Here is a 23,213-nt window from a genome sequence, read left to right on the forward strand (position 1 = left end):
GAAATAAAAAAGAAGAGGAAACACATCATGGAAAATCTACGACTGAGAACATGGACAGCGATCATTTCGTTAGTGCTTGCCGCGCTATTTATCGCTCCAAACTTTATCGACACAAGCAAAATGACTTGGTGGCCAGCTAAGAAAATTAATTACGGCTTGGACATTCAAGGCGGTATCCACTTAGTAATGGGTGTTGATGTTGATAGCGTTTTAGTTACAACTGTTAACCGTCAAACAACTGTTCTTTCAGCTGACTTTGCTAAAGAGAACATTCCGGTTAAAGGTTTTAATACGGCTAATGCTAAAGCTGGTGCTCTTGATGTATTAGTTGATAGCGCCGATAACGCAAAACGCGTTGAAGCTTTAATCAACAAAAACTACACAGGCGCTTTACAAGTTGTTTCAACAACAGCTGAAAAAGTTGAAATTCGTTACTACGATGCTTACCTTTTAGATCAAAAACAAAACACGATCCGTCAAGCGATTGAAACGATCCGTAACCGTATCGATGAGTTCGGTGTGGCTGAACCTTCAATCACTCAACAAGGTAATGATCGTATCTTAATCCAGTTACCTGGTTTAGCTGATGCTGAAAAAGCAAAACAGCTTATCAATACAACGGCAAAACTTGATTTCATGTTAGTGTCTTACGCTAAATCTCCGGATGAAGTTCGTAAGATGATCGACGACGCTGAAAAAGCGGGTGGCTATTCAATGGCGACATTGAAATACACTGATTACATCAAACGTTTAAACGATGATTTAAAAGCTCAATTACCTGCAAACACTGTAGTGTATTTTGAAAAAGGTCAAAACGCTAAAACAATGGAAGCGGGAAGCACTCCATTCTTATTAGAAACAAACACTGACCTTGGCGGTGACTCTTTAGATAACGCTGGTGTTTCTTTTGACCAATACGGCTCACCAGAAGTGACTTTACGTTTCAACCCATCTGGTGCTGGCAAATTTGCTGACTTAACAGAGAAAAATATCAACCGCCAAATGGCTGTTGTATTAGACAGAGTTGTTAAAACAGCTCCAAACATCAATTCAAAAATTCCAAACGGACAAGCGGTAATCACGTTAGGCCGTTCTGGTGACCAACAACAAATGATGGATGAAGCCAAACTTATTTCTACAGCTTTACGTGCCGGTGCTTTACCAGCAACTTTAGAGCAATTAGAAGAGCGTAGAGTTGGTCCTTCATTAGGTAAAGATGCTTTAGATAAAGCTCGTTTAGGTGCGATCGTTGGTTCAATTTTAATTATGATCTTTATGGTAGTTTACTATAAAGGTATGGGTTTAATCACTTCAGTTACTTTAATCTTAAATATCATTGCGGTATTTGCGATTCTTGGATCACTTGGAGCTACTTTAACTTTACCAGGTATTGCCGGTATGGCCTTAACTGTTGGTTTTGCCGTAGATGCGAACGTATTAATTAACGAACGTATCCGTGAAGAGTTGGCAAAAGGGGCTGGAATTAAAGCTGCTATCCAAGATGGTTACGCTCACGCTATGTCTGCGATCATCGACTCGAACGTAACAACTTCTGCAACAGCATTAGTTTTATTATACTTCGGTACAGGTCCTGTAAGAGGTTTCGCGGTGACATTATTAGCGGGTATCGCAACAACTATTTTTGCAAACGTTTTCGTTTCAAAAGTTATTGCAGACAACTTAGTTCACCGTTTCAACATTAAAAAGATTTCAGTTTAATTTAGGGGAATAAATAAAATGGCAAAAAATACTACTCAACAAGAATCCTCTGGAAGATTTGATTTCGTCGGTAAAATCGGTTTATTCGGCGGGATCTCATTACTTTTAACAATCGCATCTTTAGTTTACATTGCGGTTCGCGGAATCAATTACGGTATCGACTTCAAAGGCGGTACTGAAATTCAAGTTAAGTTCGCACAAACTGTAAATATCGACCAAGTTCGTTCATCTTTAGATGGTTTAGCTTTAGGTGAAGTGGGTGTTCAGGCTTTCGGTGAAGGCAATGAATTCATCATCCGTTTCCAAGGTGAAAAGGGCGCGACTGATAAAGAAACAAATGAAAAATTAAATGCTTCAATTGCTTCTTTAAGAGAAAAAATCACAACAACATTCGCTAGCCAAGGTCCTGATATCCGCCGTGTGGATACAGTGGGGCCGCAAGTGGGTGCTGAATTAAAACGTAACGGTTTCTTAGCGGTATTCTACTGTCTATTAGTTATCTTTATTTACGTTGCTCTTCGCTTCGATTACAAGTTCTCGCCGGGTGCGGTGGTGTGTTTATTTCATGATGCGGTCATTACATTAGCTGTATTCATCGCTGTTGGAAAAGAAGTTAACATCCCAATCATGGCGGCAATTTTAACGTTAATCGGTTTCTCTCTGAACGATACGATCGTGGTATTTGACCGTATCCGTGAAACTGAAAGTCATTACCGTGACCGTGGTTTTAAATTTGTGATCAATAAATCAATCAACGATATGTTAGGCAGAACGCTAATTACATCAGGTACAGTTTTCGTTTCGGCGTTATGTTTATTGATTTTCGCTGATGGCGTTGTGGCTGATATCGCGTTTGCTCTTTCAGTAGGTATCGTGTTCGGTTCTTACTCTTCGATCTACGTAGCGGCTCCATTTATTTTAATCATGGAAAATGTTTTAAAACCTTCTTCTACTCCTGCTAAGGCGTAGGTCTTACGATGGCTATCTGGAAAGATAAAAGTGAAAATATATCTGCTCTAGATAGCCAGAGTATAGCTAGCCAAAAACCATACCCCGAGCTGATTGGAAAACTTCTAACTTCTCGGGGCTATGATGATTCACAAATCGAATCCATTCTAAATCCAAAATTAAGTTTACTGAAAGATCCGTTTTTACTTCGCGGCATGGATAAAGCCGTTGAACGTATTAAACAGGCTTATTTAAAAAACCAAAAAATTTGTATCTACGCTGACTTTGACTTAGACGGAACAAGTGGTCTTGGTATTTTAAAACAGGCGCTTGAAAATCTTGGCTTTAAAGATGTTAGCTACTACCAACCAAAACGTTTAAGTGATGGTTACGGCTTTCATCCGCATGCGGTTGAAGAATTAAAAACAATCGGTATTGATTTGATTATCACGGTTGATGTGGGCATCACATCACACGCTGCTTTTGATAAAGCTAATGAACTGAATATCGATGTTATTTTAACAGATCACCATTTGCCTTCAGAAACTTTACCTAACGCTTATTGTGTCATTAACCCGAATCAAAAAGACTGCACAAGTGGTCTTGGGTATTTATGTGGAGCCGGGGTTGCGTTTTATTTAAGTCGCGCTTTAAAACGCGCGTTTGCTGAAGATGAAAAGCTTCCTAAAAAAGAATGGGATCTTAAAGATTTATTAGATTTATTTTGTATCGGTACATTAACGGATATGGTTCCGTTAGTTGATGACAACCGTGTTCTTGTTAAACACGGTATGGTTGTTCTGCAAAACACGCAAAAAGTGGGGCTTCAGGCTTTAATGGAAGCCTTAGAATTAACGGGTCGACCGTTATCTTCACAAGATGTTTCAATTAAATTTGCGCCGAAGCTTAATGCTTTATCGCGTATGGAATCTGAAATTTTACCGATTCATATCTATTTAGAGAAAAATTTAAATCAAGCTCGGTCGATGGTTGATCAGATTTTAAAGAACAACCAAACGCGCCAAGCTTTGCAATCAGATGCTGAAACAAAAGCTTTAGCGCTTTTAAAAGATTGGTCTAAAGAAGACTTTATCTTTGTATCGTCTGAAGAATTTCACCGCGGTATTATTGGCTTAATTGCCACTAAGCTTTCGCAAGAATTTAATAAGCCGGCGTTTGTCGGTTCACAAAATTCAGAAGGTATGATTGTGGGCTCTGGCCGCTTGCCGGCAGGACATGAATCAAGCCTAGTTGATGCTTTAGGGTTTGCACAAAGTGCACTAAACCGTTTTGGTGGGCACTCGGCCGCTGCCGGTTTTGAATTACATGCGACGAATAAAGAAGAGTTAATTGTTAACTTAGAAAAATTCTACCAGCAATTAAAACTAGATCGTCGTGAAGTTGAAATTGAATTTGATGTAGCCGCTAGATTAGAAGAAGTGAATTCGCACTTTATGAAATGGTACGACCATATCGGACCTTACGGAGTCGGCTTTACGACGCCACTTTTTCGGTTTAATAAACTAAATTTAAATAAGATTACAGAGTTAAAAGGCGGACACCTAAAAGTACAATTTTGGGACGATAAAAACTCTGTAGATGCCTTACTTTTTTCTCCAAGCTCGTCTCAACGTGAGTTGCTCCAGACCGGCAGAATGTATGATATCCTAGGCGAAATTCAGTGGAATTATTTTAGGAATAAACAATCTGTGCAAATCTTGATTAAAGATTTGAAGGTTTCGGAAAGTAGTACGTAAATGAGTGTAAAAATCAAAGCCATGCCCAAGAAAGATCTAAAATCTGTTGTGTGTTTGTCTGCAGGTTTAGATTCAACGGTAAATCTATACGCCGCCCGTAAATTAACACATGTTGCGAGCGCGGTAACTTTTAACTACGGTCAAAAAGCAGCGGCAAAAGAAATTGCTTGTGCCCATGATCTTTGTAAAAAACTGGATATTCCCCATAAGGTGATTGAGCTTCCGTGGTTTAAAGACTTAGGTGAATCGTCATTAACTTCTGATAAACAAGCAGTACCTACAGGAAAAGATGTTGGTATTGATAATCATAAAAAGTCAGTTGAAACAGCCAAAGCGGTGTGGGTTCCAAACCGTAATGGTATATTTTTAAATATCGCCGCCGGTATTGCTGAAAGCCTTAAGGCTGATTTAGTAGTTCCCGGTTTTAACTTAGAAGAAGCTTCTACTTTTCCCGATAATAGCGAAGGCTTTATGCGCTCCCTTGATGCTTCATTGGCTTTTTCAACAGCCAACAAGGTGCGTGTACACTGTTATACAGTAAGTCTATCAAAACCTGAAATTGTGCGGGCAGGCATGAGCTTAGAAGTTCCGTTTGATAAGATTTGGCCATGTTATTTTGCACGCGATAAATGGTGTGGCGAGTGTGAATCTTGCCAACGCGCTAAACGGGCGCTTAGCGTAAATCAAGTGCCGATATCTCATTTATTTGAAAGTTGATTAAGCATGAATACGCTGTACGTTAGTTCGCCGACAAAAACTCTAAAAAAATACGATGGATCTCAATTAAGACCTTTATTCTCTTACGAACATTTTGGTTTAAAAGGTAATGCCATGCTTTCTTGGGTGGCGCCAACGGATGTGACGTTAACTCACATGGTTGATTATGAAGATAAAATCGAAGAGTCAAAAATCTGCGGCGATAAAATGTTACATTTTATGATCGAGTTTTTTCCTGCCAACCTTTCAACTGGGGTTATGGCGCAAAGATTATTAGCTTCAATTATTAAAGATTTAGCTCAAGCCAAAGCTCCTAAGGCTGTATTGTCGCGTAAAGGTGATGATATTTATGTGGGCCAAGGTAAGCTTTCAATTTCAATTGCCAGTGTTTCTGCCGTATCAACGTTAATTCACTTTGCGGTGAATATTACCAATAAAGGAACACCGGTTAAGACAGCCTCCTTAGAAGATTTAAAAATTAAGCCTGATGCTTTTGCTAAAGAAGTTTTAAAAGCTTTTTCTTCTGAATTTGAAGATGTGATGTGGGCTACGCAAAAGGTGAAACCACTATGAATTCTTTGACGATGAAGAAAGTTTTATCGTTTTTCTTTTTAATCTGTTTTACGCTGCCAAGTTTTGCTTTTGATCACAACTACGCTTTATGGAAACGTGTGGTTGTTCAGTACGTTGACTTAACAACAGTTCCTGCAACGGTAGATTATCTTGGTATTAAAGATAATCGTTTAGATTTTACTGAAAACCTTAAAGAGATGGTGGCTGTTACTAAAGAAGAATATGAAGCTTTTACGATTGATCAAAGAAAAGCGTTTATTCTTAATCTGTACGGTGCTTTAGCGATTAAAGCGGTGCTTGATCAGATTAAGGGTAACAAACTTCCGAAATCAATTAAAGATGGTAAAGCCTTATTTACAGATATCTTTGATCAAAAGTTTTTTAAACTGTTTGGCGAAAAGCGCAGTCTTAATTATATCGAATCAGAACTAGCTAAAGAATTTAACAGCGATTTTAAATTTATGGTGTCTTTTGCCTGTGCCGCTCGCGGATGCCCGCCACCAGGCTATTACACGGCTGAAAATTTAAGTAAAACGTTAAACGAAATTTCAAAAGTGTTTTTATCTTGGGATAAAAATGTAAACTACGCGATCACAAATAATACTTTTGTAGCTAGTGATTATTTCGAGCCAAAAGAAAAGTTTATCAAACAATCTAGTGAGTATTCAGATTTAAAAAATTACTTAATTCGTAATGCGCCGATTTCAGAACTTTTAAAAGATAAAGCGATTAAAAATGAAAACACGCTGGATCTTGATTTTGCAAAACGTGATTGGTCTTTGAATAATAAAAAATAATGGTTTACTTAAAAACGAAGTAAACCGCACCGACCATGCAAAGCCCAGCCCATAGGTAATCCCATTTAAAGCTTTGATTCATATAGAACGTCGAAAAAAAGATAAATACTAAAATCGTAATCACTTCTTGCAAGATTTTTAATTGCGGCAGTGAGTAGTACTCAAAACCCCAGCGGTTAGCGGGTACTTGAAATACGTATTCAAAAAAAGCGATGCCCCAGCTGGCTAAGATCACAATCCAGATGGGTGAATCTTTCATCGTCTTTAAGTGCCCGTACCAAGCATAGGTCATAAAGATATTTGAAATAACTAATAACAGTAGCGGGTACGCAGCACTTAAATTCATGATAAGTCTTCTTTTTGGTCACGTTCTTTGCCAACACCTTTAATTGTGCTGTAGGCATGATTACATAATAGCGAAGCAATACGGCGGTATTCACTTAATAAATCTAAGTGAATCGAACTTGTGTTGATCGAATCGCGCATGCCTTTATTTAAACGTGAAATATGATTTTCACGAAGATGTAATTCAATTTTTGCGAGTTCTCGTTTTAACTGAATTGCGCTTTCACACATTGCCGGGTTGTCGTAAGCGTTAATACCCATTGAGGCCACTTTAACAACTTGGGCGTGCATTTGTTTAATCTCGCCCCAGCCTTCGTCAGAGAAGTAAAGTTTTAAAGCATGTTTTTTAATCGCTAAAGTTCTGATGTTGATATCAATTGAATCCGCGGCGCGCTCAAGATCTGAAATGAACATGATCATATTCATCACGTTTTGATTAACTACTGCTGTGTTAGAGTTAGCTTGGTTTAATAAAAACATTTTTGTTTCGCGATATAAAAAATCAACTTGGTTATCGCGATCTTTAATTGATTGCACTAAAACCGGATCTTCTTGTTCAAATAACACCACTGAATCTTTTAACATACTTACAACGATGTCAGCTGTACGCATGATCTCGCGTTGCGCGTAGGATACGGCCAGCGCTGTGTTTTCGTAGTTATTCATCGCTAAGTACTCAGTACCAAATTCTTCTTGTAAGCCTTTAGGAAACATTTTTTGAATCAGCTGTGAACCTTTGCTGATAAACGGGTAGAACACAATCGCTGAACCGATGTTAAAGAAAAAGTGCGCATTGGCGATTAAACGAGATGTTGTACTTTGGAACTGAGTTACAAAGTCGATAAAGTACGTTGTCAGCGGATAGAAGATAATTACGCTTAAAGCTTTGTAGAAAAAATGCGCCCAAGCGACTTGTTTACCGATGTAGTTGCTTCCAGCGGCTGTATAAAGCGCTGTTGAAGTAGTTCCGATGTTGGCTCCGTAAACCCAGATAATCGCATCGTGAGTAGAAATCACGCCGGCAGAACATAAACTCATCGCAAGACCGATGGTGATTGCCGAGCTGTGAACAAACGCACAGAAAACCATTGAGGCAAAAAACGAATAGGCTGAATTTTCTTTTAGCGTTCTGAAGAATTCAGCTAAGATTTCAAGTTGCGCAAAATAATGCGAACTGATCGAGATCATTTTTAAACCTAAGAAGATCATGGCAAAACCCATAATGACCGTACTTAGATTTTTAAATCCAGGTTTTGACGTAAAGAAAAATCCGCCGAAACCTAAAATAAATAATGGCAATGCGTAGGTTGATAAATCAAACGAGATTAATTGAACTGTTAAAGTAGAACCAATCGCCGTACCAATGATCACACCCATCACTTGCGGAAGTTGAATTACGCGCGCTGATCCAAGGCCCACAAGCATGGTGGTTACGGCCCCCGAGCTTTGCAGAATCGTGGTAAGACCAACACCCACGCCGATTGACAGTAAACTTGATTTAGAAAGTTTATTCATTAACAGCGTAATTCTTTGCGCCATTAATTTTTCAAGTGATTGAGAGGCCATCGAGCTTCCGTAAAGAAAGAACGCGATACCGGCTAAGAAAATTATAATGTGACTATTTTGAAGATCGATCATACCATCTCATAATACAAGGAAGTTTGGCTTAATGGCAAATACAGATGTCTTGCAAGTAGTGGCTTTAGCGCTTTTTCACCCGGTGAGAAAACGCTATCTCATCGTGCGAAGAAATGCCAAGCAGAACTCAGGTGCTGGCCACTGGGAATTTCCAGGTGGAAAGATCGAATCTGGCGAAAGTCACACGCAAGCTTTGGTGCGTGAAATCTTAGAAGAGCTAGGCTTTACGATCAAAGAATCAGCTCTTAGTTTTATTCACAGCAACAAATACCAGTACCCCCAAAGAATGGTTGAAATTCATCTTTACCGTTATGAACGGGCCATTGACGAATTTTTATTGGTCGATCACGACCAGCACGCTTGGGTTGATGAGAGTGAAATTTCAACCTTTGATTTAGCTCCGGCTGATATTCCGTTTATTAAACATCTTTATAAAAACTAATCTAAGAAATATTTCTTTTCTTCAGCTGTGGGAATGCGACACACTTCATCTTTGCCAAACAGGCGATAGCGAAATTTCGCGATCAGTTCATAAAATAAATCCGAAATAAAGCTAGGCAAGATGCGTAACATAATGCTTGGCAGTTTGTAGAAGCCACCGATGTCTTGTAGTAAATAGGCAATCGCTTTTGATCTTCGGTAAATGGCTCCATCGCGAACATACACTACATAGTCAAGACTAAGGTCTTGAGGTGGTAACATCTTTTCAGCAGTTGGTCCTTGCAGTGGAGCAAAATAGATTTTTCCGGGTTGAAATTTCGGTAACGTAAAATCCACCAAGCCATTGCAAAGGTGGCAAACGCCGTCGAAAAAAAGGATTCTTTTGCTAGTTTGTTCCATCTTTTTCATGATACACTTTTTTTAAGCAGATGAAATGTTTTGTTTTTCCGCTCACGCACGCAAACTTATTTCCGCTCACGACAAAGCCGTTAAACATCTTTGAACCGCGTTATTTGCAGATGGTCGAAGATTCATTAGAGACCAAAACTCCCATTGCTTTAGCTTATGTCCCCGAAAACGGTGATACGTACCGTTCAATTGCGGGATTTGGTCTGCCGCAAGTGATTGATCAAAGACCCAACGACACACTTTTAATTTTCTTACCTGGCCAAGGTAAAATCAGAATCTTGCAAGAAGATACGTCTGACACAAAACCGTACCTTATCGCTGAATGTGAAATCGTGGTTGAAAATTTAGAAGTTGATGAATCATTAAAACCTAAATACATGACGTTATCTAAGCTTCTAGTTCAGTGGGTGCAGAAGCATATTCCCGATGCCGAACAGCGTGATATTTTTATTCGTTCATTAAAAGGACCGCAAGAGATTGTTTCTGCGTTTGCGGCCTATTTGATTCGTGATTACGATTTGCAATACGAAATGATGGAGATCTTTAACATTAACGATCAGATTCGTTATCTTCATCGGTTGTATGAATCAAACGAACTGACCATTTGATTACGCTTTAATTCTTTTCAGCGTAAACCCATTTAACTTCTTTTTGTCCTAGGTTTAACACTTCACGCTGATCTTGAGTTACTTTCTCGCCACGTAAAGCAGCTTCAGCTATCTCAACCATGCCTAGATTTTTTTGGTTTAATGCTACAAGGCCTGGGCAGTGTCCGCCACCAACAGCGATCATGATTTGCTTAGAGCCTTTAGCTACTTGTTTGTAGTGTTTAACTGCGCCATCAGCAAATGTGGCTCCGTCAAGGTTACCTTGAAAATAAGTTGTTGGAACTGTTAACGGGTAGTCAGTGGCTGCATAGATTTTGTCGTCTTTTGCGCCGATTGCCGCGCACTCAGCGGTTCTATCGATTTCGTTGTTGTATTTTTCTAATTCAAAGTAAGTATCACCGATTGGCCCAAACAAAGTTAGGTCCATAGAGGCTTTTTGAGGTGAGTTTTTGCAGTTTAACATTTGGTTATTAAACGCTTCAACAGCGTCAACGGTTTCACCAAAGAAAGTATCGTTAAATAAACTAGCGCCAAGAAGTTTGTCGGCTATTTCTTGGTTGATTTCATTTTCAGAAGGAAAAGCCATCATGAGATAAGTTTTTAATTTATCAAAAGGGTTGTTGCTATACATAAGCACTCGAGCCAATGACCATAAACTTGCAATTTGGCTTGTTTGGTTGATGTATTTTTTTAACCCAAGTTTGGTTCCTTCAGGCAATTGGTTATACGCACGTTTTAAATAAAATCTTAAAACTTTGTAATTTTCTTCGTGGTTAAAAACTGTTCCGTCTAGTACAGCGGCCGTTGTGTTAGATGCAAAAATTGAAGCGTAGACTGTGGCAACTACAGTACCGTAAGAACCACCATACACAGAAATCTTATCAATTTTTAAGGCTTTTCTAATTTCGTTGGCATCGCGCGCGTTATTTTCATTGCTGTAAAAATTAGGGTCACGATAAAGCGCTAAACTTTGCGGGTGTGAACAGCCAATACCGCGTTGATCGTAGTGAACTTCGTTAAAGTTTTTTAATATTTTACCCCAGCCATGTGAATTGCCACCAGAACCACCATCAAAAAAGATCACCGTTGGAAGTGCAGAGTTAAAAGCGCCACTCGTTAAATAGGCCCACACTTGTGTTTGGCCTTTAGAGGCATCTTTATAATCAACAGGTACTGTTACGTAAAAACCATTTTCTTTTGACGTGATATCTTTAAATTTTTCGCAGAATTCTGTTCCGGTAATAAAACCACTTAAGGCTTCTTTCTGCATATCGCTATCGTAACTAGCGGCTGCTAATTGCGCTAAAGAATCTTTGCGAAAGGCGTCTTTATCGTTAGTCGTTGATACGCTCGGAGCTGGTGATTTGTACGGTATAGCTTCTACTTTAATTTCATCGCTGTGTTTTGGTGAGCAGGCTGCAAGTGCTAGAGTTGCTGTAAGTCCCCATAGATAAATCGTCTTCATTCTTTCCCCTTAATTTTCTTCTTTTTTATAATTGGTCGACTATAATGCTTAAGGGGAGCAATTAAAACTGTCATGATTTTTGACAGCTAGAAACTACAGGAAATTGCCTTTTAAGCCGATATATTAGGATGGAATTAATTCAGTTTTACTCTGGGATTATTTTTCTTGGGCTTGGCGCCTTTCTGTTTTTTGAAGAAAGAAATTTTAAAAAGAACCTGGTGGCAATTAAAGGCCGGGTTATCGGTTATTCAAAAGGTAAATCTAAAACGAATAAAAGACATATGTATTCGGTCATTGAATTTACACACCCTAATGGCGAGCGCGGTTGGGTAGAATCGCACACAGTACGTCAGAATATTACGCAACAATTAGGAGCTGAAGTTACTCTAGTGACTGATAAAGATGATTTTCATATCACGCGCACATCGAGTAATTTGAGCTATTTATGGGCCGGAGTTTTTTTTGTTTTGGCTATAACGAACTTGTTTGCGTTTGTATTTACTTCGCAAGCAGGTTGGATGATTGGTGCATTAACAGTTCTATTTGTGGGGGCACTTTCATTTCTTTCAAAAGAAAGTTTGGATGAGCAAGAACAAAATTTAAAAGTTATTTCAGCTTGGCGTGCTTGGCGAGCGCAGGCTGTTAAGAGTAGAGTTTACAACGAGTCTGAAGTTGAAAGTATTCATTTTTGGGATAAAGAATATTGTTTAAAAGCTTTTAAGCGAGCTAATTTTTTTAAAGTGGTTCATTTGATTTATGGTTGTCTTTTAGCGAGTATTTTTATGCTCTTAGGATTAATATCTTATACAGGGGAGAAACAATTTAACACCACATCTTATAAGTCTACCGCAACTATTGTTAACATTATTTCGAATGAAATTCCAGTATTTGAGTATTACGACATTGAAGGGGTGGCTCATAGAGCGCTCATGCGCGGTGGACTAAGCTCTGAGAAAGTTAAAATAGGTAACAAATTTAATGTTTTATATACCTCAAACAATCACAGAGAAATTAGACATGATTTTGCCACCTTTAAATATTTAGAGCCGGTAATGTGGTTCTTTTTTGGAATATATATATGCGGTATTTTTGTCTACGGGAACATGCGTATACCAAAGTACGATTTGAACTCGTCTCCGATCGCTACTGCAGAAGAGCTAGTCGTGAAAAAGGCGAGCTAGAATAACACTAAGTCTTCGTCTTTAACGTATTCCAATTCAAACTTAAAAACCTAGCCCATAACACATGGGCAATTCCCAAGTGCGCAATCTTAAGCCCCACAGGGCTTAACGTAACTAGTGTAATCACGCCGATAAACATCGCAAATAGAATCTCCAGCGCAAAGCGAGTTTGGTTTTTCATAAATAACCAAACCATAAAGCCAGACATAATCGTTACAGCTAAGAACGGGTGTACGATTCTCAACTTAATAAAAATATGCGAATCATGGCTGAAATCATCAATGATACCTTGAAGTAATGAAATACTCGGAAACAGCGTAACTGATAAAGCTGCAATTGCCCCAGTCACAGACACAACTAAGAACAATAATAACTTCTTCGACGGCTTAAAGCTAAAATCAGGATTAATCGCTTTAAATAAAAGATACGTCACACCCGTTAGCATAAAACTATTTAACTGATGTAAAATCATAAACAGCAAGCGCATATAAGAATCATTCACTGTGACTAAGCTTAGTTTTACCAGTAAAGCTCCGATTAAAGCTTCAGTGATCATCAAAACTAATAACCAAAAGTTTAACTTTCTAACAAGTTCACGCGCATGATTTCTTAATTTAAAGAAAATAAAGAAAACGATAATGCCGTAAGCACCGGTCATTAAACGGTGAAAGTATTCAACAAAAGTTTTCTTCTGCGTCAGATCAGGAATAAATTCAGCCTGACATAATGGCCAGTGATCACCACAACCATCACCTGAATGAGAAATACGAACCCAGGCTCCCCAAAAGATCACGATTAAAGTGTAAACCCAAAACGCGAGTAATAATTTCTGTGATTTTTTTTCTTGAGGAGTCATGGAGCTAATCTTTCGTTAAACGGTGATTATTAAAAATATCTAAAGCTTTGCGGTAATTTGATCGGCTGTATTTTAAAATATCAGGAATATAATTAAAATAAAAACGAAGCGACGTAAGGTTATTCTTAGTCATGCAACGGCCACGGTTACGTTGAAATAGTTCATACGTATAAAAGCGGTCTTTATGGCAAGTCTTACCAATCTTATGGCGAAACACCGTTGTTTCATCGTAAGAAACCGGAATCTTTTGCTTGTGCGCACGAAGACTAAAATCAACATCTTCCCAGTAGGTGTGAAAACGTTCGTCAAAACCTTTTAAAGCTTTAAATGTTTCTTGGTTAATCCAAAACGCTGTGCCTGGAATATAAGTAATATCTCGCGTACTATGATCGTTAAGATTTTTTAAGTGTTTTAATTTTCCGGTACGGGGATTTAAAGCGCCCATCACCGAATCGATTTCTTCTGAGTTACGGCGAAGAAGTTTAACCGAGCTGAAGTTTTTCGGTGCTACCGCGGGTAACATAATAGCTTCAGTGTCGTTAGTTAAAAACAAAACCGATTCAAAGTGCTTTAAGGTTTCAGCGATAGCGACATTAGCTCCGCCAGAATAACCTTTATTTTGCGGCACGATAATATGATTAATTTGCGGAAACTGTGTTTTAAGCTCGGCAACGTGTTTTTCCAAACTTCCGTTATGAGTCAAGAAAACATTCTCAGCTGGGGCAAATTGTAAAACACTTCTGAGGCATTTTGCAGTTAGCTCAGGGTGGTTAAAAGATAAGACCGAGATCCCATAGGGTTTTGTCATGCACTTTTTTTAGACCGAAAGTAAAAAAGGATCAAATAGAAGTTTTTAACATGTTAGGCTATTGCTGATGAATAAGACATACACCTTATTTTGGTTTAGGCGAGACTTACGTTTATTCGATAATGCTGGGCTTTTTAATGCTTTAAAGCACGAAGAAAACGTTTTGCCGGTCTTTATTTTCGACACCGAAATTTTAAAAAAACTGCCAGCCATTGACCTGCGCGTGCAGTTTATTCATGAAACCGTAGCGGAACTAAAAAAACAGCTGCAAAAAAGAAAAAGTGACCTGGTAGTCGAACACGGCTCACCCATTGAAGTGTATAAAAAACTTTTAGAAAAATACCCCATTAAGGCGATTTATACTAATCACGATTACGAGCCCTATGCCCGCACACGCGATGAAAAGATCGCAAAACTTTGCGCTGCAAAAAAAGTAGAATTTAAAACCTTCAAAGACCAGGCCATTTTTGAAAAGTCTGAAATCGTCACCGACCAGGAAAATCCCTATACGGTTTTTACACCGTATAAGAACAAATGGCTTAAAGCTCTTTCACCATTTTATTTAAAATCTTACCCCGTAGAATTGTATGAATCGAATTTTACAAAAATAAAACCTTCGGCAATGCCAAGCTTAAAAAGTCTTGGTTTTGAAGCCCAAGATTTTACATTTCCAGAACCTACGGTGTCGGCAAGCCTATTAAAAAACTATGCAAAGACCAGAGATTTTCCAGAGCTTGATCACGGCACGAGCCATTTAGGATTACATTTACGCTTTGGCACAGTTTCAATTCGTGAACTGGCCAGAGAAGCTAAAAAGTTTTCTGATGTTTGGCTCAGTGAACTTGCGTGGCGAGATTTCTTTATGCAGATTCTTTGGCATTATCCGCATGTTGAAAAACAAAGTTTTAAACCGCAGTACGATAAAATCGCTTGGCGAGAAAGTAAGTCAGAACTTGAACTTTGGAAAACCGGCCAGACAGGTTACCCCTTAGTCGATGCAGGTATGCGCGAACTCAATGCCACAGGCTACATGCACAACCGGGTCAGAATGGTAACGGCTTCGTTTTTAGCAAAGCATTTACTTCATTATTGGTATGAAGGGGAGCGTTACTTCGCTGAAAAATTATTAGATTACGATTTGGCCGCTAATAACGGTAATTGGCAATGGGCTGCAAGCACTGGGTGCGATGCGGCTCCTTATTTTAGAATTTTTAATCCAGAATCACAGATTGAACGTTTTGATCCAGATTACGAGTACGTAAAAAAATGGGTTCCTGAATATAATACCGCAAAATATGTAAAACCAATGGTTGAACATAAATTTGCCCGCGAGCGAGCGCTCGCAGCTTTTAAAAAAGGACTTAAAAAATGAAAATCTTAATCACCGGAGCTACCGGACATGTCGGAAATTACGTAGGACGAAGATTAGTACAACTAGGTCATGAATTAGTCGTTGTGACCCGTTCAAAAGAAAAAGCGTTAAGCTACTTAGAGTTTCCCGCAGAAATTTTAGAGCACGATTTAGTGAATCACCCACTACCAGAAACTAAGCTTAAAAACATTGAAGCCATTGTTCATTTAATGGGTGAAACAGTTGATGGCCGCTGGACAAAAGAGAAAAAAGAAAAGATTTTAGCTTCTCGTAAAAAAAGCAGTGAGCACCTGATTAAAAACTTACCAGACAGCGTGAAAGTGATCATTTCAGCCTCGGCGCAGGGGATTTATGGTGATCATAAAAGCCACGTGGTTACCGAAAAATCAAAACTCGGAAGTGATTTTTTGGCTGAAGTTTGTAAACAGTGGGAAGAATCGTTTAAACATCTTAAGAAATCTATTCGTACGGTACAGCTACGCATTTCTTTAGTGCTTGACCCGCAATCGGGTGTGCTTCGTCGCATGATTCCGCTTTTTCAGCGCGGCTTAGGTGGCACGTTGGGATCAGGTAAACAGTATATGAGCTGGATTGCCATTGAAGATTTGTCTGAAATAATCGTTCAAGCGTTAACTGATGAAGCTTATCATGGTCCGATCAATTGTGCGACGGATAACCCTGTGACTAATTCCGAGTGGACTAAGCTTTTAGGAAGTCAGCTTAATGCATTTAAGTCACCTCCGGTTCCCTCTTTTGCTTTGCGAATTGCATTAGGTGAAATGGCTTCAGCCGTTTTAGCTTCAATTCAGCTATCGCCTGAAAAATTAGTTGAATGTAAATTCAAATTTAAATACCCCAAACTTAAAGATTATTTAGCACACACACTTGAGCCCTATAAAAACGGCAAATATTTTTTCAGCGTAAAACAATACATTCCCAAAGATGTTGATTCGGTTTTTTCATTTTTTTCAGATGCAAAGAACTTAGAACATATCACGCCGCCGATGTTACGTTTTCAAGTGGCCCACATGTCGACTAAAACCATTCATAAAGGCACGTTGATTGATTACAAATTAAAATTAAAAGGTATTCCGCTAAAATGGCGCACGTTAATTTCAGAATGGAATCCGCCGCATGATTTTATCGACACGCAGTTGTCGGGGCCTTACCGTATTTGGAATCACACACACCGCTTTGAGAAGTTAGGAAACGGCACTTTGATTAGCGATGAAGTTCAGTATAAACTGCCACTTGGTTTTTTGGGTCAGCTGATGGCCTCATCGTTAGTCCAGAACGATGTTGAGAAAATCTTTAAATTTCGTCGCGAAGTGATACAGAAACTAAATATTTGATTCAGTATTGTTAAGATTTGTCCGAAAATATATGTATGGTATTTGCGGAAATTCCTTATAAAGCTCGTATCGAGCTTAAAGATAAACAGATCACAGTTAGGGGCTCAAAGCTTCTTCTGGATAAAGTGGCTGCGTTAAAAGCGCAGTACGGCAATGATCCGCATAAATGGCCGCAGCAGCGTGTTGGTAGCGGCGAAGATATTTTAATTAACGAATTTATTATGAAGGCTAACTTCGAATTTAAATTTTGTTATAACCATGAAGAACTATGTCACTGCAGAAACGTGCCGACAGAAAAAGTTTTTACCTCAATCAAAAACGAATGTTTTAAAGTAGAAGATGTGTCACGTACAACGCTTGCAGGAACAGGTTGCGGCTCCTGCAAAAAAGATATCACTGATCTAATCGAGCAATTTAAGAAGTCTTAATTCGTTATTAATTCTATCTTCAATCGAAGAAATACTATCAGCATTTAGCCATGTACCTGCAGAGCTTTTGTGTCCACCGCCATCTAAGCGCGTCGCCACCGTGTAAGCGTAATCATTTAGAGCTGAACGAAAGCTTACCTTGTATTCATTGGCTTCGGCCTGGCGGATAAAGTAAGCAAATTTAACTGTTGGAATTAGAGTAAACATATCAACGATATCATTTACATCATCACCATGAAGTTTGTATTTTTCTAATTGTTTTAACGTGACTGAGAGGCCCACAACCTTGTTGTTTGATGAATATTTTGCCGAATGAATAAGTTCAGCTAAAAACTTCATTTTATCAGGTGTCCAATGCGCAAACAGAGCACGTTGAATTTTTTCAGTGTTAATTTGATGGCTGGCCAACTCGGCAGCAATTGAATGTGAACGGGCTGAATTGCGCACAAGTTTAAAAGCCTGCGTATCAAAAGTAAGGCTTGAATAAAGGGCTGAAGCGATAAAATCGTTAATTGGTACATTTAAGGTTTTAATAATATCAAAAACGATTTCACCCGTAGAAGCCGCCTCTAAATTCATAATACGAAAAATAAGCGGGTGGGGCTTAGAATTTTCAACGTGGTGATCGATAAATAAAACTTTACGGTTTTTATTAATGCTATTTTGAAATAGGGGATTACAAAGTTCGCCGTGATTCGTATCTAAGATAATTAATAAATCAGCATTGATGTCATCAGGAGTTGTACAAATATCAACATTTTCAAGCATATAAGAATAACGTTTAGGCACTTCATCAACAGGAACAAACCATACCTGTTTGTTCAAATTCTTAAGAGCTCCATACAAAGCGGCAAGTGATCCGATACCATCTCCGTCTGAGTTTCTATGTGTTGTAAGTAAAATACGTTGTGCTTGCAGGATGACATCGATTTGGGACTCTATAGGCATAGCAGATATGATAATATGACGCGATGTAGCCTGTCCCCTGTAGTTTGTTAAACTTAAACATTTTTGGTATAAAATAAGACTTTGGAATAGGGACCCCTTAGGTAGCAGGTATAATATGGCAGATTCAGTATTACCAATGACAGTTCGTGGAAAACAATTACTTGAAGCAGAGCTTAAAAAGCTGATGTTTGAAGAGCGTCCAACTGTAATTAAAGCTATTGAAGAAGCACGTGCTCAAGGTGATATCTCTGAAAATGCTGAGTATGAATCAGCTAAAGAGCGTCAAGGCATGATCGAAGGCCGTATCGGCGAAATCCAAGGTAAACTTGCTGGGGCTGAGTTTATTGATCCAGCTCAAATTAAATCAGACCGCATTGTATTCGGTGCAACAGTTGTCATCATGGACCAAGAAACTGAAGAAGAATCAACTTACCAAATCGTTGGCGTTGATGAATCTGATGTAAAAAACGGCATGATTTCTATTTTATCTCCGATTGCCCGCGCCATGATCGGTAAAAAAGCCGGTGATGCATTTACAGTGCAATCTCCTAAGGGCGATAAAGATTACGAAGTTGTTTCCTTTAAATTCGTATAATTCGCGAACAGAGTTCGCAGGATGTGAAACTCGACTATGAAACGTGCGGTAGTTGATCAGGCGGGATTAAGAGTCGTGATGATAGGAATCATCCTATCGCTATTTTTCGGGCTTATTTTTAAATCCCAAATCAGATCTTCTGTTGTGAAAGCACGTCTTCAACAATCTATCGTAAGACTGCAAAAAGACGTTAATATTGATTTTGAATCGGTTGAAGTTCGTTTAAGCGAATGGGGCTTGCCGCGCCCAGTGATTGAAATCAGAGGCATTCGCATTAGCCCGCTTAAAGCGACTTGCCAAGAAAACCAAGTTTACATTGATAATTTGTCGTTTCCATTAAGTCTGAATTTACTTTTTTCTAAAGAAAAGGTGATTTCAACAGTGCGTGTTTCGCTTTTAGAAGTACGTACTAAAAACACACGTCTTTGTTTTTCAAAAAATCAGTCAACCGAAGGCGATGTTGAAAACCGCGTAGCTCTTTCAGCAAACGGAGCTGGCCCTTCGCAGACCGCAAAAGTACAACCAGAAAAGACAGAGCAAGTTGCAGCTGTCGCTACAGCAAAAAACGAAACCTTAGAAAAACTTAAAAACTTTAAATCGCATTTAAATGAAATTAAAATCGATCGTCTGCGTGTGATTGCCGTAGATAAAATGAATACGGCCGTTGATTTTAATGCGGTTCAAGTTTCGTTTAAATATGAAAATCACAAGTTAAATGAATTAGGAATCACGGGCCAATTGTTGGCGTTTAAAGAAGCCGATAAAAGTTATTATCTTTTAAAATCAGATATTAAATTTGCCGTTAAATTAGAAGATAAAATGACGGTGAGCGCAGATCTTAAAGGTCTGGTTATGGATCGTCCATTTCTTTTAAAAATCAGAAACGACGAACAAAAAAATAGCGTTCAATTTTTAGGTGAAATTGAAGGTATTTCTCTTAAGGCAATTAATTATATCTTTAAAGCTGAGCGCCCGCAGACTGAAGTTTTTGATTTCTTAAGTGGTTCATCAATGACAGGCTATGTGACCGGTGAGTATTTCTTAACTGACCGTCATTATGAAATTGATATTAAGGATATTAAAGTTTTAGTGGGCGGGGGCGTGGCTGAAATCAACGATATTTTTATCGTTGGCAAAATGGATGAGAAAGCCCAGGTTAAGCCATTTGATGTGCAGTTATCGCATATTGAACTTACGAAAATTCTTTCGCACAAAACTTTTGATAATATCAGACCAAGTATTCAAAACGCCGGCTACATGTCTGGTCTTGTTCAGTTTACCGGAGTCGACCAATTTAAAGTTAAATCATTGATTGAAAAAACAAGTTTCGTGTTCTCGAATAAAGGTGAACGCGTTTCGCAGGTTTTTGACAGCTTTAACTTTCACGCAACTATTGATCCGCAAAAAATAAGTCTAAATGTGAATGAATTCATTCTGGATACGCAAAAAATCAAGGGTGCGCTAAAGTACACTCATAACTACGCATCAAACGATAAGGCTTTATCGGTGGATTTAGAGGGTCACTTATTAAAACCTGATACGGTTAAACTTTTTACCGGAACGCCAAGCGATCCTGAGATTAAATTGTTATTTGCGACAGATTTAAAAAATAATCTTAAAGGTACGGCAAGTATTGATAAGCTAAGTATTCATGAATTTGAATTTACAAAGTTTAATCTGGATTACGAAAAAAATCTTCTTCTTAAAAGCGAAATTTATAATTTAAAAACAGCAGGTCTTACGCTTAAAGAGTCAAACAAAGCGCAAACAAGTCATTTAAATGTTTTATTTGATCAGATCTTTCCGAAGCCGGCAGTTAGCTTTACGCAAAGTAAAATCAATCTTCAAAAAGATGGTTTAGGGAAAATTATTTTTTCAATTAAAGCTGATCAGAAAAATAAACCAGAACTTAATATCACGGGTGATTACAATCCGGTGGGTACGCAATTTACAGCTCGTGGAAGTTATAAAGGTTTAGGTTTTACCCTTTCTGGGCCAGCGGATAAGCTTCAGGCAACACCGCTTAAATAGCTATGACACTTTTAAACTTATTTTACTCTTTCAAACCGAAAACTTTCGCTCCACCAAGACTTCAATGTCATCGTGGTTTTTGGGTTGATGGTTTACAGCAAAATAGCTTAGCTTCGCTTAAAAAAGCTTATGAGCTTGGCTATAAAATTTCTGAATTTGATATTCGTATCACCAGAGATCACCATGTGATTCTGTTTCACGATGATAAAATCGGGTCGCAGAAAGTTTCAGAAATGACTTTAGCTGAAGTCGAAAAACATCAAAAGGTAGATAGTTTTGAGTCTGTGATGCAGTGGTTTTCGCAAATTCCAGTGGGCGAATACCACTTAAATATCGAAATTAAATCAAAGGTCATCCGCGAGCCTATTTTAGAGAAAAAAGTTTTAGATTTAATTCAAAAATACAAAGTTGAAAATCGTGTTTTGATCTCTAGTTTTAATCCGTTCAGACTTTTTTATTTTAGAATGCATTGTCCGAAAATTATTCGTGCGCTTTTGCTGACATTTGAAAACGATCCCGGCAATAACTTCATTTTAAAAAGCCAGGTTTTAAATCTTTTAGCAAAGCCTGACTTCTTACATCTTAATGAAAAGTACTGGTCGCCAGAGCGCTATAAAACGCTTTTAAAACAGGGGGTGCCTGTTGTTTTATGGACCTGTAATGATCCGGAGCAAGTAAAAAAATATTTTCATCAAGGGGTGTATGGGGTCATCAGCGATACCTTAAAGCCAGCTGACGTAAAGAATTTTGAAAAAACGTCTCATGTTGAAACACTCTCGTAGGCTGACTTACGCGACTTGGGTCTTAATAATTCTTTGTTTTTGCCGATAAGTTCATGGGGGAACCTAGTGGGCAGCAATGAACCATCGTATTTTAATTTTCTTAAATCAAATAAGGGATTTACCCTTGTTGAGACAATGGTTTCGGTCGGCATTATGTCGATCGTGTTGGCTGGTCTTGCCACAGCGGTTGTCAACACCGTGCGTGACGGTGAAATTCAAGCAAAAGATTCAATGAACGTAATGGATGATCTGATGGTGCAAACAGCCCAGCAAGATTATCTAACACGCGCAGCTCCTTCATATTATTTTTTACATGTGCCTATTCGTTCATTCTGTAGCGGTTCTGAAAAAGTTCCGTGCCTTCGCCAGATTGATCCAAACACCGGTGCGCTGGTGCAGGTGAGTGGCGGCTCAGGTATTCCTAGTACAATTGATTTTTACAAAGACATCAGTGGTGATCTTAAGAAAACCAAGTTATCAGGCATGTCAGCTACGGGTGATATTAATGATTCGGTGAGCATGATGCTGGGTGAAACTATCGACGTAAGTAAACTTACAGCGCAAAGAAATAATTCTTATGTTTACGCCAGCTGGCCATTGTTTGATGATAACTCAGAAGCCTTGCCAGTTTTAGTTCGTAAGAAAAACGCTGCTATTCTAACTCACATCAAACAATTCGGTGCTTCTTATGAAAATTCAGCCCCTACGGGTATTTCATTATTTAATGTGACGTTAACGCCAGATAAAGTTGATTTGTTGGTTAAAGATTTAAAGGATTCTTTAGCTGTGGTGTACAACATCAGCCGCCCAACACAATTCGTGGTTCAAAGAATCACAAGTGCCTTAAATTGTCCGAAAGATCCAACTTCAAAAAATTTCTGCAAAACTACAGGAAATAGTATTTCTACTTTTTCGACAGCACCTTTGGAGGCTGCAGGTTTTCCAAATACAGTGGCTTTAAAATTAGATCCTGTGCAAATCACTGGAAGCTATACGCCAAATGGAACAGTCGGAACAAGAACACATTTAGCTTCAGGGCACATTCCAACTTCTACATCAGTGAGTCTTTCAGGTAATTGGTTTTCTGCAGCTGGCAGCCAAGACTATCTATTTCCGCGTAATTCATTTTCTCTTCATGATGATCGTTCGGATTATCAGGGTGATTTAAGTTATTCGCCTGTTGATGTGAAGCGTATTCAGCATTATTTCGACATGAACAGTGCAGATGCTTCGTTAGTAGTGCTGCCTGTTGATCTTGGTTATATCAAGCTTCGTCAAAGTGCGCAGTTTCAAAATAAATATGACTTGGTCGTAACGTCGGCAAGTCATGAAGAAATCATTTTAGTTCCGTCAATTAAAGAAAAAGGTGATCCCAATGCTTATGTCTACGTTAACCGTAGATTAGGAACAGGGATGATCGAAGTATTTATTAAATAAAGAGGTG

Annotated in this window: 23 protein-coding genes; 16 read left to right on the plus strand and 7 right to left on the minus strand. The window is 38.6% G+C overall.

Annotated elements, in window-relative coordinates; all coding sequences use genetic code 11:
- The first annotated feature begins 27 nt into the window (after window positions 1–27).
- The 6 genes from secD to ACKWCF_RS07920 are packed head-to-tail and all read left to right on the plus strand — an operon-like array spanning window position 28 to window position 6,511.
- Window positions 28–1,719, plus strand: coding sequence for a protein translocase subunit SecD (secD, locus tag ACKWCF_RS07895; RefSeq protein WP_409480168.1), 1,692 nt, complete (start codon window positions 28–30; stop codon window positions 1,717–1,719).
- Window positions 1,720–1,737: 18 nt separating this feature from the next.
- Window positions 1,738–2,688, plus strand: a complete 951-nt coding sequence (gene secF / locus ACKWCF_RS07900; protein ID WP_409480169.1) for a protein translocase subunit SecF — start codon at window positions 1,738–1,740, stop codon at window positions 2,686–2,688.
- An 8-nt stretch (window positions 2,689–2,696) separates the two neighbouring features.
- Entirely contained in the window at window positions 2,697–4,424 is a 1,728-nt protein-coding gene (gene recJ / locus ACKWCF_RS07905; RefSeq protein WP_409480170.1) for a single-stranded-DNA-specific exonuclease RecJ, read from the plus strand.
- Window positions 4,425–5,141 (plus strand): 7-cyano-7-deazaguanine synthase QueC, encoded by a 717-nt coding sequence (queC, locus tag ACKWCF_RS07910; protein ID WP_409480171.1) that lies wholly within the window; start codon window positions 4,425–4,427, stop codon window positions 5,139–5,141. It begins immediately after the preceding gene.
- Between the two features lie 6 nt (window positions 5,142–5,147).
- Window positions 5,148–5,714, plus strand: a complete 567-nt coding sequence (locus tag ACKWCF_RS07915; RefSeq protein ID WP_409480172.1) for a DUF366 family protein — start codon at window positions 5,148–5,150, stop codon at window positions 5,712–5,714.
- A complete protein-coding gene (locus ACKWCF_RS07920; RefSeq protein ID WP_409480173.1) occupies window positions 5,711–6,511 on the plus strand; it encodes a DUF547 domain-containing protein in 801 nt (266 codons plus the stop codon). Before ACKWCF_RS07915 ends, ACKWCF_RS07920 begins: the two co-directional genes overlap by 4 nt.
- 4 nt (window positions 6,512–6,515) lie before the next feature.
- On the opposite strand, the gene ACKWCF_RS07925 is transcribed toward ACKWCF_RS07920, so the two are convergent.
- Window positions 6,516–6,857 carry a DMT family protein gene (locus ACKWCF_RS07925; RefSeq protein WP_409480174.1) on the minus strand — a complete coding sequence of 114 codons (342 nt, stop codon included), beginning with the start codon at window positions 6,855–6,857 and terminating at the stop codon, window positions 6,516–6,518.
- Complete coding sequence (locus ACKWCF_RS07930; protein ID WP_409480175.1) at window positions 6,854–8,494, minus strand: Na/Pi cotransporter family protein; 1,641 nt, start codon at window positions 8,492–8,494, stop codon at window positions 6,854–6,856. The genes ACKWCF_RS07925 and ACKWCF_RS07930 overlap by 4 nt, the downstream gene beginning before the upstream one ends.
- Before the next feature lie 31 nt (window positions 8,495–8,525).
- Here ACKWCF_RS07930 and ACKWCF_RS07935 point away from each other — a divergent pair, with 31 nt between their 5' ends.
- Window positions 8,526–8,936, plus strand: a complete 411-nt coding sequence (locus ACKWCF_RS07935; RefSeq protein ID WP_409480176.1) for a (deoxy)nucleoside triphosphate pyrophosphohydrolase — start codon at window positions 8,526–8,528, stop codon at window positions 8,934–8,936.
- On the opposite strand, the gene ACKWCF_RS07940 is transcribed toward ACKWCF_RS07935, so the two are convergent.
- A complete protein-coding gene (locus ACKWCF_RS07940) occupies window positions 8,933–9,343 on the minus strand; it encodes a thiol-disulfide oxidoreductase DCC family protein (RefSeq protein ID WP_409480177.1) in 411 nt (136 codons plus the stop codon). The two genes, ACKWCF_RS07935 and ACKWCF_RS07940, sit on opposite strands and share 4 nt — an antisense overlap.
- 20 nt (window positions 9,344–9,363) lie before the next feature.
- Here ACKWCF_RS07940 and ACKWCF_RS07945 point away from each other — a divergent pair, with 20 nt between their 5' ends.
- Window positions 9,364–9,951: an LON peptidase substrate-binding domain-containing protein gene (locus ACKWCF_RS07945; protein ID WP_409480178.1), complete on the plus strand. Its 588-nt coding sequence runs from the start codon at window positions 9,364–9,366 to the stop codon at window positions 9,949–9,951.
- 7 nt (window positions 9,952–9,958) lie between these two features.
- On the opposite strand, the gene ACKWCF_RS07950 is transcribed toward ACKWCF_RS07945, so the two are convergent.
- The gene (locus ACKWCF_RS07950) at window positions 9,959–11,416 is read right to left on the minus strand and encodes an alpha/beta fold hydrolase (protein WP_409480179.1); all 1,458 of its coding nucleotides are present in this window, start codon (window positions 11,414–11,416) and stop codon (window positions 9,959–9,961) included.
- 128 nt (window positions 11,417–11,544) lie between these two features.
- Here ACKWCF_RS07950 and ACKWCF_RS07955 point away from each other — a divergent pair, with 128 nt between their 5' ends.
- On the plus strand, window positions 11,545–12,597 hold the full coding sequence (locus tag ACKWCF_RS07955) for a hypothetical protein (RefSeq protein ID WP_409480180.1): 1,053 nt from the start codon (window positions 11,545–11,547) through the stop codon (window positions 12,595–12,597).
- 7 nt (window positions 12,598–12,604) lie between these two features.
- Here the strand turns inward: ACKWCF_RS07955 and ACKWCF_RS07960 are convergent, their stop codons facing one another.
- On the minus strand, window positions 12,605–13,453 hold the full coding sequence (locus ACKWCF_RS07960) for a COX15/CtaA family protein (RefSeq protein ID WP_409480181.1): 849 nt from the start codon (window positions 13,451–13,453) through the stop codon (window positions 12,605–12,607).
- A gap of 4 nt (window positions 13,454–13,457) precedes the next feature.
- Window positions 13,458–14,138 carry a hypothetical protein gene (locus ACKWCF_RS07965; RefSeq protein ID WP_409480182.1) on the minus strand — a complete coding sequence of 227 codons (681 nt, stop codon included), beginning with the start codon at window positions 14,136–14,138 and terminating at the stop codon, window positions 13,458–13,460.
- Between the two features lie 190 nt (window positions 14,139–14,328).
- Here ACKWCF_RS07965 and ACKWCF_RS07970 point away from each other — a divergent pair, with 190 nt between their 5' ends.
- The 3 genes from ACKWCF_RS07970 to ACKWCF_RS07980 are packed head-to-tail and all read left to right on the plus strand — an operon-like array spanning window position 14,329 to window position 17,413.
- On the plus strand, window positions 14,329–15,633 hold the full coding sequence (locus ACKWCF_RS07970) for a cryptochrome/photolyase family protein (RefSeq protein ID WP_409480183.1): 1,305 nt from the start codon (window positions 14,329–14,331) through the stop codon (window positions 15,631–15,633).
- Window positions 15,630–16,985 (plus strand): TIGR01777 family oxidoreductase, encoded by a 1,356-nt coding sequence (locus ACKWCF_RS07975; protein ID WP_409480184.1) that lies wholly within the window; start codon window positions 15,630–15,632, stop codon window positions 16,983–16,985. Before ACKWCF_RS07970 ends, ACKWCF_RS07975 begins: the two co-directional genes overlap by 4 nt.
- Before the next feature lie 35 nt (window positions 16,986–17,020).
- Window positions 17,021–17,413 (plus strand): (2Fe-2S)-binding protein, encoded by a 393-nt coding sequence (locus tag ACKWCF_RS07980; protein ID WP_409480185.1) that lies wholly within the window; start codon window positions 17,021–17,023, stop codon window positions 17,411–17,413.
- On the opposite strand, the gene ACKWCF_RS07985 is transcribed toward ACKWCF_RS07980, so the two are convergent.
- Window positions 17,387–18,361, minus strand: a complete 975-nt coding sequence (locus ACKWCF_RS07985) for a DHH family phosphoesterase (RefSeq protein ID WP_409480186.1) — start codon at window positions 18,359–18,361, stop codon at window positions 17,387–17,389. The two genes, ACKWCF_RS07980 and ACKWCF_RS07985, sit on opposite strands and share 27 nt — an antisense overlap.
- A gap of 115 nt (window positions 18,362–18,476) precedes the next feature.
- On the opposite strand from ACKWCF_RS07985, the gene greA reads away from it, so the two are divergent.
- The 4 genes from greA to ACKWCF_RS08005 all read left to right on the plus strand — a co-directional run bounded on the left by greA (window position 18,477) and on the right by ACKWCF_RS08005 (window position 23,206).
- A complete protein-coding gene (greA, locus tag ACKWCF_RS07990; RefSeq protein WP_409480187.1) occupies window positions 18,477–18,956 on the plus strand; it encodes a transcription elongation factor GreA in 480 nt (159 codons plus the stop codon).
- Window positions 18,957–18,992: 36 nt separating this feature from the next.
- A complete protein-coding gene (locus tag ACKWCF_RS07995; RefSeq protein WP_409480188.1) occupies window positions 18,993–20,987 on the plus strand; it encodes a hypothetical protein in 1,995 nt (664 codons plus the stop codon).
- 2 nt (window positions 20,988–20,989) lie between these two features.
- Window positions 20,990–21,769: a glycerophosphodiester phosphodiesterase gene (locus ACKWCF_RS08000; protein WP_409480189.1), complete on the plus strand. Its 780-nt coding sequence runs from the start codon at window positions 20,990–20,992 to the stop codon at window positions 21,767–21,769.
- 66 nt (window positions 21,770–21,835) lie between these two features.
- Window positions 21,836–23,206, plus strand: a complete 1,371-nt coding sequence (locus ACKWCF_RS08005; protein ID WP_409480190.1) for a type II secretion system protein — start codon at window positions 21,836–21,838, stop codon at window positions 23,204–23,206.
- The last annotated feature ends 7 nt before the right edge of the window (window positions 23,207–23,213 follow it).

The organism is Pseudobdellovibrio sp. HCB154 (assembly GCF_046267985.1).
In the GTDB taxonomy this organism is placed as follows: domain Bacteria; phylum Bdellovibrionota; class Bdellovibrionia; order Bdellovibrionales; family Bdellovibrionaceae; genus Pseudobdellovibrio.